This window comes from Shewanella sp. SM55 (genome assembly GCF_025654025.1).
Lineage (GTDB): Bacteria > Pseudomonadota > Gammaproteobacteria > Enterobacterales > Shewanellaceae > Shewanella > Shewanella oncorhynchi.
The window spans coordinates 91,779-111,375 of sequence record NZ_JAKKRS010000005.1 but is presented as its reverse complement, the minus strand read 5'-3'; the positions used below and the strand labels follow the sequence as shown (position 1 = coordinate 111,375).

14 protein-coding genes are annotated in these 19,597 nt (G+C 43.5%); 12 read left to right on the top strand and 2 right to left on the bottom strand.

Annotated elements, in window-relative coordinates:
• Positions 1-100 precede the first annotated feature (100 nt).
• Positions 101-2,089 carry an ATP-dependent DNA helicase RecQ gene (locus tag L5L91_RS08835; protein WP_263236137.1) on the top strand — a complete coding sequence of 663 codons (1,989 nt, stop codon included), beginning with the start codon at positions 101-103 and terminating at the stop codon, positions 2,087-2,089.
• Positions 2,082-2,357 carry a hypothetical protein gene (locus L5L91_RS08830; RefSeq protein ID WP_028759892.1) on the top strand — a complete coding sequence of 92 codons (276 nt, stop codon included), beginning with the start codon at positions 2,082-2,084 and terminating at the stop codon, positions 2,355-2,357. The genes L5L91_RS08835 and L5L91_RS08830 overlap by 8 nt, the downstream gene beginning before the upstream one ends.
• 86 nt (positions 2,358-2,443) lie before the next feature.
• Here the strand turns inward: L5L91_RS08830 and eco are convergent, their stop codons facing one another.
• Complete coding sequence (gene eco, locus L5L91_RS08825) at positions 2,444-2,995, bottom strand: serine protease inhibitor ecotin (protein WP_263161281.1); 552 nt, start codon at positions 2,993-2,995, stop codon at positions 2,444-2,446.
• A gap of 641 nt (positions 2,996-3,636) precedes the next feature.
• Between eco and L5L91_RS08820 the strand changes: the two genes are divergently transcribed.
• The 5 genes from L5L91_RS08820 to L5L91_RS08800 all read left to right on the top strand — a co-directional run bounded on the left by L5L91_RS08820 (position 3,637) and on the right by L5L91_RS08800 (position 10,757).
• Complete coding sequence (locus tag L5L91_RS08820; RefSeq protein ID WP_263236135.1) at positions 3,637-4,860, top strand: cation diffusion facilitator family transporter; 1,224 nt, start codon at positions 3,637-3,639, stop codon at positions 4,858-4,860.
• Entirely contained in the window at positions 4,861-5,340 is a 480-nt protein-coding gene (locus L5L91_RS08815) for a MarR family winged helix-turn-helix transcriptional regulator (protein WP_028759894.1), read from the top strand.
• Positions 5,341-5,551: 211 nt separating this feature from the next.
• Positions 5,552-7,645, top strand: a complete 2,094-nt coding sequence (locus L5L91_RS08810; protein ID WP_263236134.1) for a prolyl oligopeptidase family serine peptidase — start codon at positions 5,552-5,554, stop codon at positions 7,643-7,645.
• 269 nt (positions 7,646-7,914) lie between these two features.
• On the top strand, positions 7,915-9,540 hold the full coding sequence (locus L5L91_RS08805) for a phosphoethanolamine transferase (RefSeq protein WP_263236133.1): 1,626 nt from the start codon (positions 7,915-7,917) through the stop codon (positions 9,538-9,540).
• A gap of 188 nt (positions 9,541-9,728) precedes the next feature.
• Positions 9,729-10,757, top strand: coding sequence for a GGDEF domain-containing protein (locus L5L91_RS08800; RefSeq protein WP_263236131.1), 1,029 nt, complete (start codon positions 9,729-9,731; stop codon positions 10,755-10,757).
• A 132-nt stretch (positions 10,758-10,889) separates the two neighbouring features.
• On the opposite strand, the gene L5L91_RS08795 is transcribed toward L5L91_RS08800, so the two are convergent.
• Positions 10,890-13,595 (bottom strand): acetate--CoA ligase family protein, encoded by a 2,706-nt coding sequence (locus L5L91_RS08795; RefSeq protein WP_263161273.1) that lies wholly within the window; start codon positions 13,593-13,595, stop codon positions 10,890-10,892.
• Between the two features lie 276 nt (positions 13,596-13,871).
• Between L5L91_RS08795 and L5L91_RS08790 the strand changes: the two genes are divergently transcribed.
• Genes L5L91_RS08790 through L5L91_RS08770 form a run of 5 tightly spaced genes read left to right on the top strand, consistent with a single transcriptional unit; the run spans position 13,872 to position 19,595 of the window.
• A complete protein-coding gene (locus tag L5L91_RS08790; RefSeq protein ID WP_263161270.1) occupies positions 13,872-15,014 on the top strand; it encodes a methyl-accepting chemotaxis protein in 1,143 nt (380 codons plus the stop codon).
• A gap of 14 nt (positions 15,015-15,028) precedes the next feature.
• On the top strand, positions 15,029-15,313 hold the full coding sequence (locus tag L5L91_RS08785; protein WP_263161267.1) for an STAS domain-containing protein: 285 nt from the start codon (positions 15,029-15,031) through the stop codon (positions 15,311-15,313).
• Positions 15,314-15,321: 8 nt separating this feature from the next.
• Positions 15,322-17,055 (top strand): SpoIIE family protein phosphatase, encoded by a 1,734-nt coding sequence (locus L5L91_RS08780; RefSeq protein WP_263161264.1) that lies wholly within the window; start codon positions 15,322-15,324, stop codon positions 17,053-17,055.
• Positions 17,056-17,058: 3 nt separating this feature from the next.
• On the top strand, positions 17,059-17,424 hold the full coding sequence (locus L5L91_RS08775; protein ID WP_028759902.1) for a response regulator: 366 nt from the start codon (positions 17,059-17,061) through the stop codon (positions 17,422-17,424).
• 17 nt (positions 17,425-17,441) lie between these two features.
• Positions 17,442-19,595, top strand: a complete 2,154-nt coding sequence (locus L5L91_RS08770; protein ID WP_263161261.1) for a chemotaxis protein CheA — start codon at positions 17,442-17,444, stop codon at positions 19,593-19,595.
• Positions 19,596-19,597: the final 2 nt, after the last annotated feature.

Genomic DNA, 19,597 nt, shown 5'->3' with positions numbered 1-19,597 from the left:
TCAAAATTTGCTAGACTAGTCGACTCACTTAATGCTGAATCTTTTTCTTGCGGTATGCCCGAATTTTGTGGGTGGTAAGGATAAGTGTAAAGGACGGTTGATGTTAAATCCCATTCCGGAAACCAATCCATACGTTAGTTTATTGCAGCAGGATTTCGATTTTTCTGAATTTCGCCCAGGCCAAGCACAAACGATAACACAACTTTTAGCAGGGAAGTCGAGTTTAGCGATTTTCCCGACGGGTTCTGGTAAATCCCTTTGTTATCAATTTACAGCATTGCAGTTACCCCATTTGAGTTTAGTGATTTCGCCTTTACTCGCCTTGATGAAAGATCAGCTGGAATTTTTACAATCTAAGGGAATTCATGCGGCCAGCATAGATTCAACCTTAAGCGCCGAGCAGAGTCAGCAAGTGATGACAGATGCGCGCTCTGGCAAACTGAAAATTTTAATGGTGTCGGTGGAACGTTTCAAAAATGAACGCTTTAGGCAGTTTATTCAATCGGTTCCGTTGTCTATGCTGGTCGTAGATGAGGCACATTGTATTTCAGAATGGGGTCACAATTTTCGGCCTGATTATCTTAAATTACCTGATTATCGGCGCGAGCTTGAGATCCCGCTGGTATTGTTACTAACGGCCACTGCGACACGTAAAGTGAAACTGGATATGGCCAAGCGCTTCGATATCGCGCCCGAACACATAGTACAAACAGGATTTTATCGACCCAATTTAGATTTGACTGTTCTGCCCGTGTCGACTCAAGAGAAAAATGCCTTACTGGTTAACCAGATAACATCATTCTCAGGTGCTGGTATTGTGTATGTGACGTTACAGCAAACCGCCGAAATAGTCGCACGACTCTTGAGCCAACAAGGCATAGTCGCCAGTGCCTATCATGCTGGATTTGAAGATGAAAAACGTCAACAAATTCAAAATGATTTTATGCAGGATAAGCTGCAAGTGGTGGTTGCTACCATCGCCTTTGGTATGGGAATAGATAAGAGCAATATCCGTTTTGTGATCCACTATGATTTGCCTAAATCCATTGAAAACTACAGTCAAGAAATCGGCAGAGCAGGGCGTGATGGTGCCTTATCCCATTGTGTGACTTTAGCCAATCTTGACGGACTCAATACCGTTGAAAATTTTGTGTATGGCGATACGCCTGAGCGAGAAGGTATAGCGCAAGTCATTGAAGCTATTCGACTTGAACAAGATTCTGGTCAGTGGGAATGTCAGCTTAATGGCGTGTCGACGGCGAGTAATATTCGCCAGTTGCCGTTAAAAACGTTACTTGTACAGCTAGAGATTCTAGGTGTGGTTAAGCCGTTATTTGCTTACTACACCGATGTTAATTACAAATTTTTAGTGGATAAACATGTCATTCTGAGCCGCTTTAATCCAGAGCGGCAGGCGTTTTTGACGCAAATTTTTAATCATACGCAGATGAAGAAAATATGGGGCGCGTTAGATTTTGATGCCTTGTACAGTGCGACGGGCCATGAACGCAGCCGCGTGTTAGCCGCGCTGGAATATTTAGCTGAACATCATTTCATTGAATTAGAAACTAAACGAATTACTGATGTGTATCGGGTGGATGTTGCCGCATTAGCGCGTCCGGAACTCATCGATGAGCTGTACCATTATTTTATCGATAAAGAGCAGAAAGAAATTGCGCGAATCGCGCAGTTAGTCCGCTTTTTTGAACTTGAGACGTGCTTAAGCCACAATTTATCCCGTTATTTTAATGATAATGAGACGCCAGCGGTCTGCGGTCATTGCAGTGTTTGCCGCGGCAATCTTGCTAAGTTGCGCTATTCGACGGAACCAACTTGGCCGACAGATCAGCAGATATTGGCTGATTTGCGTGAGTTGAAACATCATTTAACGGCTAAAGGCATTGAGATTTTGTCACTCGATACCTATTGTCGTTGCCTCGCTGGCATGTCGGTTCCTTTGGTGAGTCGTTTTCAAGTGCGTAAGTTAAGTGGCTTCGGCCGCTGTGAAAAATTGAGATATGCTGAAATTAAACAGAAAGTTGAGTCACTGTTGTCGCAACTAGATGATAAAAGAGTTGAACATGAATAAGGCCGTAAAAAAGATGTTAGCCACCCATGAACATTTGGTTCACTCTGAAGGTGTGACTGTGGTTTCGCATATGCAAAGGGAAAAAGCGGAGTGGATACAACATACTGTTATGATTGAAGATTGTGACGTGCCGTTTAAATTTAGACGGGTCAAAAAGTATCGTAATCTGCAAGGACAAAAGATCAATGTCATCTATTACCCAGAGACAGAAACTGTGGCAGGTTTTGAAATAGAAATTATGCAAGTCGTTAGAATTAAACGATTCTAGTTAATGCGCTTCGAGTCTTTGCTTTTATCAATCAGCAAAGACTCGAAGCGCATTTGATTGATGACGCAAGAGTTAAATTCGGCTATTTACTTGGAATATTGATAGGTTGAATCTACTTTCCAAGTTCTGAAACGCAGTTCAGCGCCTTCTGGTAGATAAAACACCTTAGGCAAGCGACTGTCGTAGCGCATTTTTAGCTCAGCTGGAATACGTACAAAAGCTTCTTTCTTCGCCAATTCGAAACAGGCCATCATAGTGCTTGGGCCTTCAGCGATTTCATCCACTTGATAGTAGTTATAACCCCAACCTTGTACTGTCAGTTCCTTCAACTCCCCGTTTAATCCATGCTTATTGCAATCAACCATTTGAGTCTGACCAATTTGGATTTCGACCATGTAGTCATCTTCGTTTTCTAATTTAGGTAAACTCAAAATGTGCTGCACCATACCTGCTGCCGGAGCAGGGAACATCTTAGTGGCTTCCTGCGCGCTGTAATCTTTTGGATCGAAACGTTGAATACTGATCATAGGCGCATTTAACCCTGTTGGATGTGGTGGGCTCACCGCCACGGCATTGAATGACAATAGTGCAAATGCAAGGGGAACAGCGCTAACGCTAAATAAGGTCTTCAATTTCATTTTATTTCTCCTAATCGAACTGAATTGATGTCGATAAATTTGTCTGTGTTCTGCTCCCTATAAACGCAGCAGAGGTAAAAAAGGGTTAAATTATTCAATAAAAAATCGATTTTTTATTCAAATAATCTTTATCAATCTGAATAATAAGGGTTGATTACACTTTCCAATGACTTATTTTGTTAAGTTCGCAGCTATTTCAATTCTTTGCTGTGGCTGTTTTATGACTCATATCATGCGAAAAATATACGAAATAGCCTAGATAAAAACCTTAAAACTTGGATTTCAACTTGCACTGAAAAGCCACAGCTGTGTCTGTCTATAACTGCATAAGGCTATAATAAAGCCAATCTAACTCAGCTATGTGAGCTGTTTTTACTCATAAATCAAGCGCTAATCCATTAAACCTTGCCTGATATCCTTTGCCTAGTCTAGCTGCCTATCTTAATTCACATATCAGTGTCTCGACTGATGGCAGGAGGGCAGATGCATTATGGGGATTCAAATACACGTTTAAAAGTTTGAAAACAGTATATCTTGATAAATAGTTAATTTGATCTTCATATATTTTGATTTTCAAACTATAATTCAAGCGACGAGTTTTTCACCATTAATAGCGATAGAAATGGAACAGGGGCCATACAATGAAATCAATGACAGCCGAGCAAGCGACAGGGCATCAAGCTACTACGGGAAGCAGCCAAGGGCACTCACTCGCCCAGTGGCAGCACGCCCATGAGTTTTCGAGTCAGAACCGCGATGGCGAGAAGAACACTCGCTATGTACTGTATTTAACCGTGATCACTATGGTGGCTGAAATTGCTGCCGGAACCATTTACGGTTCTATGGCACTGCTCGCCGACGGTTGGCACATGGGAACCCATGCCGCGGCCTTTATGATCACGTTATTCGCCTATTCGTATGCCCGTAAACACGCTAACGATCCTGCATTTGCTTTCGGTACTGGCAAAGTGAGTGTGCTTGGCGGTTATACCAGCGCAATAGCGCTAGGACTTGTGGCACTGGTGATGTTGATTGAATCGGGAATGCGACTGATTAATCCTGAGCAAATCCATTTTAACGAAGCTATATTTGTGGCTGTCATAGGTTTGAGCGTGAATGTGCTGAGTGTATTTTTACTCAAAGATCACCATACCCACGACCATGGGCATCATAACGGGCACGCTCATGGTCACGATCATGGACATCAAGATGATCATGAAGACGAGCATACTCATCACAGCTGCGAAGCACACTCCCATGACGTTCACGTCCATACGGCTCATTCACATGGTGTGGATTCACATACACATGATGACTCACATGCACACGTTGAAAGTCATCAAAATCATAGCCATTGCCATCATAAACAGGAGCACCATGCTGCTGAGCATGAGAGTCAGAAGGCACACGGTGGTCATGATCACAACCTACGCGCCGCCTATTTTCACGTATTAGCCGATGCGTTAACGTCAGTGCTCGCCATTGCGGCCTTGTTGTTTGGTAAATACATGGGACTGACTTGGCTCGATCCGGTTATGGGTATCGTGGGTGCTGTGATTATTAGCCGTTGGTCATGGGGACTCATTCAGCAAACGAGTCCTATCTTACTTGACGGTGGTGTTAAAGCGTCATTACAGCGTAAAGTTGTGGAAACCCTTGAGGCCGTACCGGATCATCAAGTGGCCGATTTACATCTTTGGCGAGTGAGTGCCGATCACCATGCTATTATGGTGTCTATCGTGTCCCATTCACCGAAAGATGTCAGTTATTTTAATCAGTTACTGTCACAATTTCCTGAATTGGCCCATATCACTATTGAACTCCATACTTGCCGTCAGCGCGAGTGTATGGCTAAGGAAGCCTAAATGACTGTTGAACATCATCATTCATCAAACCTGAATTCAACGACTGCTCATTCAACGGCTGCACATTCAACAGATCATGCATTAAATCATGTGATTATTGAATTTTATGAAAAGCTGTCGTCTTGGGAACACGCCATTGTGCGTGACAAAGGTTTTAGCCTATCGCAGGTGCACACCATTGAGTTACTCGGCGTGCACGGCGCTATGAGGATGAAAGAACTGGCGGATAAAATTGGTGTCACAACAGGCACACTAACGGTCCAAATCGACAAAATGGTAGAAGCTGAGTGGGTTGTACGTCGTCCCCATGAAACCGATCGTCGTTCGATTCTGGTGGAGTTAACCGAAAAAGGCCAAACTTTGTTCCTCGAACATGATGCATTACATCTACAACTCACCACAGATCTCACCGCTAAAATGAGCAGTGAGGAACGAATCGTACTGCTCAATTTGTTGTCTCGTATGAATAACGAGTTTTAATTTACCCTATTTCATCCACTAAAAAGCGTCCCTCGTGGACGCTTTTTTATAGCATGACATTTTTAAAAACGCGATTCATTCTAGATTAATCATCTGCTATTACAGTACCTTACCTTTTGTTACATTCTTGTTGGATTAATAGTTGAACTGGATATTAATTAAGGTAATGTAAGGGCAGATCTCAAGATGGACTTTGTTTAAAAGGAATAGAATGAATAATAAATTACTGCCTTGGTGCATTGCAGGAGTGCTCGGTATGAGCGGTCAACTTCACGCAGAAGAAGATAAATACATTTGGTTAGAAGATGTTGAAGGCGCAAAGCCGATGGAATGGGTGAAAACCCAAAATGCTGCATCTGCCGCTGAAATTAAAGCGTTTAAAGGTTTTGATACCTTAGTGGCGAACAGTCTCGCCATCCTGAACGATAAAGAACGCATTCCCTACGCGACCCACATTGGCGACAAGTTATACAACTTTTGGAAGGATGACACCCATGTGCGCGGTATTTACCGCCGTACTACCTTGGAAGAATATGCTAAACCCGATCCCAAATGGGAAACCGTGCTTGATATCGATGCCCTAGGTAAAGCTGAATCCGTCAATTGGGTATTTAAGGATATTAGCTGTCAGTATCCCGAAAATGAGCGCTGTTTTGTCTCACTTTCCCGCGGCGGTGCCGATGCGGTGGAAGTGCGAGAATTTAATTTAAATACTAAATCCTTTGTTGCCACCAAAGATAAGCCATTCTTTTTGAAAGAAGCCAAATCAAGTCTGAGCTGGATAGATAAAGACCACGCCTTTGTCGGTACTAATTTTGGTGATGGTCAAAGCATGACTGACTCAGGTTATCCACGGGAGGTGAAACTCTGGCAACGTGGTACAGCACTCGAGCAAGCGAAACCGATTTTCACTGGTGACAAAACCTCTGTCGCTGTATCAGGCTGGGTTTTATTCGATGATAAAACACCGCTGAGTTTAGTCACCGAGGCACATACTTTTTATACCGCCAGCCAATATGTCTATCAAGATGGCAAACTCATAGGGTTGCCATTACCTCAAGATGCTGAGATTAAAGGTTATTTTGAAGGTAAGTTATTTATTGAGTTAAAGAGCGATTTAATCAACAAAGACGGTAACTTTAAGCAAGGCGCGGTCGTGTATGCCGATGTGGCGGATCTTATCGCCCAAAAAGCCAAATTCAGTTTATTTGTGAGCCCGACTCAGACCGCATCGATAGCGCAGCTTAGTTTTAGTAAGAGTGCGATTTTCGTTAATTGGCTCGATAACGTGAAAAGCAAATTAGTACGGTATGAGCAAGACGAAAAGGGCGCTTGGCAAAGCACCCAAGTCCCATTCGAAGCGAATGGCGCCCTGACGGTAATGGACGTTGAGCAAGACAGTGATGATTTTTTCGTGAATTACACCAGTTTTCTTGAGCCTTCAAGCCTCTATACGGTTAATGCAAAAACCTTAAATCCGAAGAAAATTAAAGGTATGCCGCAACAGTTTGCTGCGGATAAGTTTAAAACTGAGCAATACTTTGCGACGTCTAAAGATGGCACTAAAGTACCCTACTTTGTGGTGATGGCTAAGGATCTTAAGTTAGATGGCACTAATCCTACGCTACTTTATGGCTATGGTGGGTTTGAAGTCTCACTGCATCCATCCTATTCGGCCACTATTGGTAAGAATTGGTTAGAGCAGGGCGGCGTATATGTGTTATCTAACATTCGTGGCGGTGGCGAATATGGCCCAGCTTGGCATCAAGCGGCGTTAAAGCAAAATCGACATAAAGCCTATGAGGATTTCGAGGCAATAGCGGAAGATTTGATTGCCCGTAAAATCACATCAAGTAAACATTTAGGCATCCAAGGTGGCAGCAACGGTGGCCTGTTAATGGGGGCGGCATTTACCCGCAGACCGGATCTGTACAACGCTGTCGTGTGCCAAGTGCCTTTACTTGACATGTTTAGATTCAATAAGTTACTCGCCGGTGCCAGCTGGATGGGCGAATACGGTAATCCGGATATTCCTGAGGAATGGGCTTACATTAAAACGTACTCTCCATACCATAATCTGCATAAAGACGTGCATTATCCAAAGGTCTTTTTCACCACATCGACCCGTGATGACAGGGTTCACCCAGGTCACGCCCGTAAGATGGTTGCTAAGATGAAAGACATGGGAATTGATGTCTTGTACTACGAAAATATTGAAGGTGGCCACGCCGGCGCTGCAGATAATAATCAAGCCGCGGAACTTAATTCAATGGCGTTTGCCTACTTATTACAGCAATTAAGATAATTACCGCTGGGTTAGCATGAATTGTTAACTCTTCACTGGTAAAACCGAGAAAGACCCTAATAGGTTGGGGAGCAGAAAACGGTCGAACTTATTGAGGTTCGGCCGTTTTTTTAAGTTTATTATTTAATGTTAACAATACCCACAGATAATTTGAGCCATTGCCGAGAGCTTGCTACTATTGCGAAAAAATTTCACTGTCAAAGGGCTAAGACTACCTTAAGAATACTAAGTTATTCTCGACAAACAACTAATTTGAGTGAGAGCTATCAGTGTTAGCAAGATTTAAGACTCTATCGGTGAATCGATTCACTTTTATCACAGCGTTATTTTACGTCTGTATTTTCAATATCCCATTGTTTGGCATCATTAAGAAAGGCATTGAAAAACAACCTGATGTCGATCCTATCTTCATCGCTACTGTGCCGTTGTTTTTAACCTTTGCACTCAGTTTTATATTTTCCTTATTTACGGTGAAGTATCTCGTTAAACCGTTTTTCATCTTACTCACCTTGTTATCATCGAGTGTGTTCTTCGCAGCCTACCAATACAATGTCGTCTTCGATTACGGCATGATAGAAAACACTTTTCAAACCAATCATGCCGAAGCGTTCATGTATGTGAATTTTGCTTCGATAATGAATATGTTACTGACTGGGATTTTACCCGCGTACCTTATCTATAAAGCGGATATTCAGTACAAACCTTTCCTAAAAGAACTACTGCATAAAGTGCTTTTTATGCTGGCGATGTTGGCGGGACTGGGCATTATTGCTTTCTTCTATTTTCAAGATTACGCGGCCTTTGGCCGTAACAACGACGAGCTAAAACGTTATATTGTGCCGACATATTTTATCGGTGCTGTGTCTAAGTACATCAATGTGCAGTACTTGCAAACGCCAATGGAATATCAGCAACTTGGCCTCGATGCAAAAAATGTCAGTGCCAACTCAAATGGTAAACCGAATTTATTAGTCCTCGTCGTGGGGGAAACCGCGCGTTCAATGAGTTATCAGTATTATGGCTACGACAAGCCAACCAACGCCCATACCCAAGACCAAGGATTAATAGTCTTTAAAGATACCCATTCATGTGGCACGGCAACGGCGGTATCTTTGCCTTGCATGTTTTCTCGCATGGGACGGGAAGATTACGATTCACGCCGTGCCTATGCTCAAGACACCGCCGTTGATGTGTTGGACCATGGTGGTATTAAAGTGCAGTGGTTTGATAATGATTCTGGCTGTAAAGGGGTGTGTGACCAAGTTGAAAACATAACCATTGATTTGAACAGTGATCCTAAGTTGTGCACTGGCCAATATTGTTTCGATCAAGTGTTACTGAACAAATTAGATGAAGCCTTAGCCAACGCAGAACGCAAAGATACTGTGATTGTATTGCATGTTATTGGTAGTCATGGCCCGACTTATTTCTTACGTTATCCAGCAGAACACCGTAAGTTCACACCGGATTGTCAGCGCAGTGATATACAAAACTGCAGTGAAGATGAGCTGATGAATACCTATGACAATAGTATTTTGTACACTGACTATATTATTAGCGAAGTGGTTAAAAAGTTAGAAAACCAACAAGATAAATTTGATCCAGCCATGTTGTATCTGAGCGATCATGGCGAGTCTTTAGGCGAAAAAGGCATGTATTTACATGGTGCGCCTTACAGTATTGCACCGATTGAGCAGACGAGCATTCCTATGCTTGCTTGGGTGTCAAAAGATTTTAGCCAAGATAATCACTTGGATATGGACTGTTTGGCTGAGCATGCGGCGAAAGGTGGTTTCTCCCATGACAATTTATTCGATAGTCTATTGGGACTAATGAATATCAAAACTGAGGTATATCAGCCTGAATTAGATATCTTTGCTCGCTGCCGCGGTTAATTGTGGACTTAATTGTCGCGAGGTTTTGCTCGTTCTAGTTGGTTCGACACCATGATGAGGAAGAGGATGGCAACATCCTCTTTTCTTTTGCTCCCTGTCATCATAATTGATTTCTCCCATATCCAAATTGAATCAGTTGAGTTAACTTAATATATACAAAAACATAACAAATCTATGGTTCGCGATTTATGTCTTCTACTGCAGAAAATAAAGAACTTGATTCTGCCGCGCAAATTTTGCGTTTGGCCGTGCCGCAAATGTCTGCCCTCGATATTCCTGTTACTCCTGAAAATTACACTGTTTGGTATGAATATTTTGCAGGTACAAATCTCGATTTAAATCGCGCGATTGATGGTTTTTTGGCGAATTCTGTCTCTTTTACCAAGGAAGTTAATACCAGTCTTTATAAAACCTTTATCCAAGAACAGTCACCAGAAGTGATTGAAAATGTTCAGATTGAAACACAAATATTGATCAATAGCCTGCTGAATAAAATCAGCCAGTTGAGTCAAGGAACCGCGGCATTTTCTGGCTCATTAGCCGAGTTTGGTTTGCGATTACAGACTAATCCCGATATCAATACCTTGAACGAGCTGGTTGATGGTGTGGTCGATGAGATGCAGATGCTACTTATCAACAACCGTGAGATGGAGCAAAGTCTGTGTACCATGGGTCAAGAAGTACAAAATCTTAAATCTGAAATGGAAAATCTTAGCCTCGCGGCTATGACAGACCAATTAACGTCTCTGCATAATCGCCGCGCCTATGAATTGAGTATTCAGGATCAAATCTACCGTTCACAAAATCACCAGACCCGCTGTAGTCTCTTACTGATTGATATCGATAATTTTAAAGCCTTTAACGACACCTATGGTCATTTAACGGGTGATAAAGTATTGGCCTATGTCGCATTAGCCTTAAAGCAATGTGTGCGTGGGGATGACTTTGTTGCGCGTTATGGCGGCGAAGAATTTGTGGTGGTGCTACCTAACACCCATTTTCACGACGCATTGCAAGTGGCTGAAAATCTGCGTGAACGTATTTCTGAGCGGCGCTTAACGGTAGGGAAAGACAAAAAACTTTCCCTTGGCGCGATTACTGTCTCGATTGGGATGGCCTCATTGCAACAGGGGGATGATGCTGAAACGCTGTTTAGTCGCGCCGATAAAGCACTGTACCAAGCTAAGTCCGAAGGCCGTAACTGTGTTAGAGGCTGAGAATGTGGGTACGAGTGTCGATGTTTCAAGGCGTTAAGTATTAGCTCGGTCGCTATTTCATTAAATAATCATTTACTTAGGATAACAAAACGCCGCAATGATTTGCGGCGTTTTTGTTCGTCTGGGTAGGTGCTATTGATCACTGGGCGGTTTTAAATCCATGTGCATTTTGATCAAATGTTCCTCCATATCGAAGGTCACTTTAAAACCGAGACTTTTGGCAAGACTGGCCATATTGCGATTCTCAAACATGGTAAAGCCGGTGAGCACGGGCGTGTCGTTGGCCTGATAATATTTGATCAATTTTTCGAGTAACAATTTGCCTAACCCTATACCTTGATGATCGCCACGCACCGCCATGGCAAACTCGGCCTCGGTATTATCAGGGTCAATAGATGCACGCACGGCACCTAAAGTGATGTCATCGCCATCGGGTCCCTTAGCCGTGGCGATAAAGGCCATTTCACGGGCGTAATCGATTTGAGTTAATACCGCCATTTCTTCATGGGTCATTTTCGATCGCACCCCAAAATAACGTTTGTATCTGTCTTCATCGGATAACGAATTATCGAAGGCCAAATGTTTAGGTTCATCTTCGGGCAAAATCGGCCTTAGCATTACCTTAAGGCCATTTTTAAGCTCGGCGAATTCTTCTAATTCCTTCGGATAGGGCATGATGGCCATCCGCGATGAACTGTCGGCATTGGCATCATGCAAACGGATATTCACATCGAGCAGAGTGATGTTTTCACCCGCGGCCAGTACTGGGTTTAAATCTAACGAGGCGATTTCAGGGCAATCGATAATAATATGGGATATTTGCGTTAACATAACGCACAGGGCATTCATGTCTAGACCCAGTGGTAAATGTCTGTCCTTTAACTTATGGGTCTTTAACGCTTGGATCACCATATAACGCGCCAGTGCCATATTCAGGGGTGGCAGGGCAACGGCAGCATCATTGGTGGGGTCCCATTCTGAGCCACCTTCGCCAAGGCAAATCGCCGGACCAAAGACGGGATCGCTTATCACGGCCACGCGGATTTCCTGTGCGCCAGCGGTCAACGCCATTTTCTGCACTATCATGCCTTCAATGATCGCTTCGGGATTGGCTTGATGCACCCTCTGGGTAATCGCATTCGCGGCGTGGCGGATATCTTCAGCCGAGGTTAAATTGAGCATCACTCCGTGCACATCGGACTTATGCAAGATGTTAGGGGATTGCACTTTTAACGCTAAGGGATAGCCCGCTTCATTCGCAATGGCCACCGCTTCATCGGCATCTTTCACAAACCAAGTGTCTATGGTGTTAAGTCCATAAGCACGCAAAATAGGGCTGGCCTCATGGGTTTCCAGTACCGATTTTCCTTTAGCTTGAGCCGCTTGCAGTAATTTGCGCGCCGTGAGGCTATCTGTCGGAATATTATCGGGGATCGATTGCGGCACTTCTTGCAGCAGTTTTTGGTTACGACGGTATTCAACCATGTGCATAAAGGCACCCACAGCACCTTCGGGTGTACGGTAGGTAGATATACCGCCCTTAGTGAAGCGTTTTCGTGCCTGATAAGCCGAGTCTTCACCGCTCCAGTTCGTCAAAATATTGAGACGATTCTTTTTGGGATGCGCGTGGATCACACTCACCAAAGTATCAGCAATCTCAACACTTTCACCGAGTGCTGAAGGGGAGTGCAAGACCAAAATAGCGTCAAGTTCATTGGAATCCATCAAGATAGTCAAGGCTTTAGCATATCGTGACGCGTTCGCATCACCAATAATATCGATGGGATTTTGCCTTGACCAAGTATTCGGTAACACAGCTTCTAATTTTGCTATGGTATCTTCTGATAACTCCGCCAGTTTACCGCCGCGCATAATGAGTTCATCCACAGCTAATACGGCAGGACCGCCACCATTACTGATAATCCCTAAGCGCTCACCTTGCAGCGGATTGGAATGCGCTAAACTTTCAACCGCGGCAAACAGTTCAATTAAATCGTTAACCCGCAACATACCTGCACGGCGAAACGCCGCTTCATACACTGCATCGTTACCGCCAACACCGCCCGTATGCAATTTTGCGGCGCGGGCACCTTCGGCGCTGCGGCCCGATTTAATCACTAGAATTGGCTTATTGCGTGAAGCGGCTCGAGCAGCCGAGAGGAAATGGCGCTTCTCATTCACCGAGTCGATATAAAGCATGATGGCGCTGGTGCGGCTATCGCGGCCAAGGTAATCGAGCAGTTCGTCAAAGTTAATGTCGGTGGCATCACCGAGGGAGATAAAGGAGGAAAAGCCAATACCTTTGTTATTAGCCCAATCGAGTACCGTTGTACAAATAGCTGCCGATTGAGACACAAAGGCTATTTTGCCCGGTAGGGCGCTGGCGTGGGCTAAGCTGGCGTTTAATCCCAATGGGGGTAATAGCATTCCTAAGCTATTTGGCCCCAGAATGCGCATCCCGTAACGCTTAGCATTTTGCATGGCAAGGTCGAGCAGGCTCACGCCATCTTCGTTAGATTCCTGTGCCATTCCCGCTGCCATAATAATGGCCACCTTACAGCCAAATTGCGCAAGGGTTTCAACGATGGCGGGCACACGGCAAGCGCGGGTACAAATAACCGCTAAATCGGGTTTGATGGGTAAGGCTTCAATATTGGGATAGGCGAGCACGCCCATCACTGCCCGATACTTAGGGGTGACTGGCATGATAGGCCCCGAAAAACCACTCGATAGTAGGTTTTTCATCAGCACATTACCCGCGCGTTTTTCGGTATTCGAAGCGCCGATAATGGCAACGGAAGTCGGTTTAAATAAGGAGTTTAATGTACGTTGACTCATAAGCGATCCCATCCCAATTCATGACGCTTCCAGTGTAACCTAGGGTATGAGGACTGCACAGTTAAGTTTCGGGTTCCATTAAGACAAGTTTATTAGCAAATCATGAATTTACGGCAATTTACTGAGAATTAGCGCTCAATGCTGGGGATTTCTATCGCGATAACTGCATTTTCCGCATTGCGACACGTAACAATGTGAATAATTTCACTTTCGTGTTTGAAAATCACCCAATATGAAACTACTTTTTAATCACTGTACAATTATTGTGAAATAGATATGACATACAAGGATGGGGTCGTTGCAGTGAGTGCGGCAGGCATTGGATATCTGCTTAGCTTAATGACATTCTGGGCTATGGGGCCGATTATTTCCGTGTTGATTATGTTGCTGTGGCAATTTTATCAGCACAAGCAAATGCAATCAGTTCAACAGCATGATGATAAGTCCTTCAACAACCAACTTGCCGCGGATTGGCAAGCCCATATCAATCTGTATCAAGAGTCAATCACGACACTTAACGGCTGCGAGGCTAACATTGATAGTGTGCTAGCGGTGCAAGGTGACGCAGTCAATTTGCTCGGTGAGTCATTCGATGGTTTAGGGCGGTTAATGACGGAGCAGACAGGATTTATTTCAGATCTCGTTAAGAGCACTGATGATGCTGAGTTATTCCATTCAGATCAAATGAAGCAATTTGCCAACAATACCTCAATGACGTTAGAGCGCTTTATTCAATCCACCATAGAAATGTCGGCATCAACTATGGAGTTGTTGGAAAAAGTGAATCTCATCTACGAGTCTATGCCTCAAGCAATGAAAGCCTTGCAAGACATAGATCAAATCTCGTCCCAGACTAATTTGCTCGCTTTAAATGCGGCAATTGAAGCGGCGCGGGCGGGTGATGCGGGTAGAGGCTTTGCCGTTGTGGCAGATGAAGTGCGCGCTTTATCCACTCGTAGCGCAGGTTTTAGTGAAAGCATACAAAAACAGCTTAAATCAATTCAAATTCAGATTGAGCAATTAACCGTACACGTGAGTAAAGTCGCCGCCCAAGATATGACTTATATTATTGATGCCAAAAAGGATATAGATACTGCACTAAGGCAGATTATCGTTAAAGCAGAGAAGGATTCTCAAGTGATTGAACGTATCGATTCATCGGCACATGAACTAGAACAAGCCATCTCGGATACTATTCGGGGATTGCAGTTCAGTGATATTACTTCCCAAAGCCTGATTTACACAAATCAGTCCCTAAACCATTTAAAAGAATCGCTCAATCGTGTCACCACTATGTCACAACAGGAGTTTGGCATTAAGGGGGATGACATCACAATACAAATGAGTCGCCGACGTCAGGAGACTCATAATCCCGTTTCAAGGGATCAAATTACCTGTGGTGAAATTGAACTCTTTTAATTAGGGATAACAAAATGTCAAATATTAAAGTTATTTCATTGCCAGAGCGCTTTGACTTTTATTACCACAAGAAATTCACCAGTGATTATCAAGATATTTTAACGCTTCCAGAGGTTAACCATATTATTTTAGATTTTAGTCGAGTGCTTTACCTCGATAGTTCTGCTTTAGGCATGATGGTACTGCTGCATCGTAAGGCGCTGGAGTTACATATTTCTACGTCTGTAAAAGGTGCACATGGTCAGGCGAATGAAATCCTTAGTATTGCCAATATGCAGAAAATCTACATCATAGAGTAACACTCATTATGGTATCGCTTACTCAGCCGGAACATTTTATTTTAGTTATCGATGATGACGCTATTGCGAGTCAAAGGATCAGTGATTTTATTCATAGCAAAGGGTACAACGTCATTGTTTGTAGTGATCTAGAAGAAGGTTTATTTGAAATAACGCAAAATACGGTTGATTTAATTTTGATTAACTATTGGTTAAAGGATGGTACCGCACTGGCGTTACTGGACAAGTTAAATAAGGATAAAAAAGAAACACCTGTTATAGTCATGAGCGAGACAAAAGAAAATCAATCCGTGTTAGCCTGTTTTAGAATGGGGGTTTTGGATTTTGTTGTTAAACCGATAAATGTTGAAATATTTTGGTATAAGGTTGAATGTTTACTTACCCGGGTGCAACTTCAGCATAAAGTAGAGCATCAAAGAATTGAACTTGAAAAAATGCTTTATGAAAAGGCCAGAGAAGAACACATGGCCCGGCATTTATTTGAGCACTTAGTCAATATTGATAATACTGACTTTGATTTTGTACATACTTACTGCCAAGCCAGTGCTAATTTTAGCGGTGATATTATCCTCAATGGCATAGCGCCTAATGGCAATTTCTTCTTAATTCTCGCCGATTCAACGGGTCATGGCCTGAGTGCCGCCATGCCCATCATGCGTGTTGCCAGTACATTTAGGGCCATGGTTTCAAAGGGATTTTCTTTAGTTACTTTTATTTATGAACTGAATGCTAAGCTCCACCGAGAAAACCCTGAAGACAGATTTGTTGCCTGTATTATTTTAGAAGCCGATTTTAATCGTAATAAATTACACATTTGGAATGGTGGTATGCCCCCCGTATATATTAAAACTGGTGGAGTTGACTGTTTAACAAACCACAATATTAAAGAAACTGACCATTCTCGTTCAGTCAGTAATCAATCCATCGATAAATTTAAATCGACAAATATGGCCCTTGGTATTTTACCTCCGCATAATTTTATAGCGGATATTGTTACGGTTGATTTACCATCCCATGGGCATGCTTGCCTTTTTAGTGATGGTTTAATAGAGCAATATACCCATGATGGCAATCCATTTGGCATTGATAAATTAAAAGATCTATTTATTCATTTGTCAGGTGGTCTAGTCAAATATTTAGAGAACAATATGCATGAGTACTGTTCTGCTGAAAATATTGCTGATGACATCACTATTTGTACCTTAGATTTTGAACGATTAAACACTTGGCATCAAGATCGTGATGTTAGTCGTATTAAAGCCATTATGGATGGTGAGTTCTGCTGGGATGTCAGTATTGCAGGGCCTATGTTACTCAGCGCTGATTATTTAAGTTCATTGAATCAGTTTCTCAGTATATTGGGATTTGCGACCAATTTCTGTCAACGGGTTTTTACTGTTGTCGCAGAGTTATTTAGCAACGCTATTGATCATGGTGTACTAAAATTAGATTCTCGACTAAAAAATGATCCAGAAGGCTTCGAACTGTACCATAGTATTAGGGACAGTTTTGCAGATAGGCTCACGGAAAATGATTGGGTAAAAGTGAGCATCATCTGGCGTTCATCGCAGGATGAATTACATATTAGCGTGGCTGACAGTGGCAAAGGCTTTGAGGGTGATGAAAATTTGATGGCGGACATTCCTCAGTTGTCTGGGCGCGGTCTATCGCTGGTGAAAACATTATCTAAGACATACGAATTAGTACCGCCAGGGAATATAACTAAAGTCATAATGGAATAGCGCATGAGTAAAAGAATATTAATTGTTGATGATTCCGCAGCGATTCGACAAATGGTCGAAGCGACCCTTAAATCAGCTAATTATCAAGTGGTACTGGCCAAAGATGGTCGAGAAGCCCTCGATATCTGTAATGGGCAGAGATTTGACTTCATTCTGACAGACCAAAACATGCCTCGAATGGATGGGCTGACCTTAATTAAATCCTTACGTGCTATGTCGGCATTTATGCGTACGCCGATCATTATGCTCACCACGGAAGCGGGCGATGATATGAAAGCCCAAGGGAAAGCCGCGGGTGCGACGGGATGGATGGTAAAACCCTTTGATCCTCAAAAGTTGTTGGCTATTACGGCTAAAGTGCTGGGTTAACTGCAACGGGGTGCGCTATGTCCATCAATATGGCCGAGTTCCATCAGGTCTTTTTTGAAGAAAGTCATGAACATCTTGAAAATATGGAACAATTGCTATTGGCATTGGACCTTGCTTCTCCCGATCCTGAAGAACTGAACACCATTTTCCGTGCTGCACATTCTATAAAAGGCGGCAGTGGTATTTTTGGTTTTACTGCATTAACCAGTGTCACCCATGTGATGGAAAACCTGCTGGATAAAACGCGTAAGGGTAACTTCCAATTAACGTCATCCATTATCGATTTACTACTGAGTACTGTGGACACGTTATCCCATATCTTGAGCTTGTACCGCGAAGAAGAGCAGATTGATTGGCAGGAGGTCGAATACAGTAAAAGCCAGTTGGTTGCAGCGTTAAATGGTGAGCCTTTTAGTTCATCAGTTGCGATACGTAATGGTACCGACGCCGCTAGCACTCCCATCATAAATGCAACACTGACCGCACCAGTGGAGGCAGAAGATCTGGGTTTTGGATTTTTTGAAGATGAAATGGCACGTGATATTGCCATCGAAGGTGAAGACTTTGGATTTTTTGATGAGGCTTATCAAGCGGAAGACATCAGCGCTGACAGTGTGGCAAATAATAAAGAGTGTATTGCTGAGCTGTGTGATGTGACAATTGACGATGATGAGTTAGGCTTTGGTTTTTTTGAAGCATTAACGCCAGAATCCTTCGCTAATGAAATCGAGTTATTAAGTTCAAAACCGCTAGTGCAGAAGGTTTATAAGCCAGCGACCACTCGAGCACATCAAGCCAAGGAAACTGGAAGTAGCCAATCCAAAAACACCTTATTTAAAGCCAAAGCGACTGAGTCCACCGCACCCATTTCAACCGTGCCTACGAGTCCTTCTGTGAAAGCAAGCTCGCCAGCAATACTGAGTTCAAACGCAACATCAAACTCATCTGTTGCCCCAAAGCCCAATACCGCAGAAGTGAAAACAGCGACTAAAAAATCAGCCGCGTCGGCTCAGGATGCCACCTTAAGGGTCGAAACCTCTAAGATAGATACTTTGGTTAATCTCGCGGGCGAGCTGGTGATCACTCAGTCCATGTTGACCCTCATTGGTAACGAGATGACGGGCGATTTAGGTGAGCGACTCAAGACCGCACTCAATGAATTGGAACGTAATACCCGTGAGATGCAAGAAGCTGTGATGTCGGTGCGTATGCTGCCGGTATCTTTTGTGTTTAACCGTTTCAACCGCTTGGTGAGGGATCTTTCTGAGCAACTGGGTAAAAACGTCAATCTCGTGATTGAAGGTGGCAACACAGAAATAGACAAGGGCATGATTGAAAAGCTCGTCGATCCGCTGACTCACTTAGTGCGCAATAGTTTAGATCACGGTATCGAAAAACCTGAAAAACGGCTCGCAGCGGGTAAATCCGAAGTAGGTGTGTTATCCCTTAAAGCCAGTCAAAGGGGCGGCAATATCGTTATCGCTGTGCACGATAACGGCGCAGGCTTAAATCGTGAACGCATTATTCAAAAGGCGCGGGAAAATGGTTTGCAAGTGGCTGATAACAGTAGCGACAAGCAAATTTGGCAATTGATTTTTGCCGCAGGATTTTCAACTGCGGAGGAAGTCACTGATGTGTCAGGCCGTGGTGTTGGTATGGATGTGGTGCGCCGTAATATTGAAGCCTTAGGCGGACGCATTGATATTGAGTCCACTGAGGGCCAAGGCTCAACCTTTGAAATCCAGTTGCCACTCACGCTCGCCATTGTCGATGGTATGACGGTTTCTGTGGGAAATCAGATCTACATTCTGCCCTTAGTGCACATCATAGAATCTATTCAGCCGCAAACGGAACAACTTAAATTTCTCGCCAAAGAAAGACTCTTAAAAGTACGTGAAGAGTACTTACCTCTGCTCAATCTTTATCAGCTGATGGAAATTGAGCCCAATGCCCGCTGCCCAGAAGAGGGCATAGTCGTATTGCTCGAAAGCAACCACAAGCGCTTTGGCCTGTGCGTTGATGCCTTAGTTGGCCAGCAGCAAGTGGTGATTAAAAGTCTTGAAAAACATTATCGTAGGATCCCCGGTGTTTCCGGCGCCACCATCATGGGCGATGGCAGCGTCGCGTTGATTCTCGATGTCGAATCACTCGCTCTGCACATTAAAAATTAAGG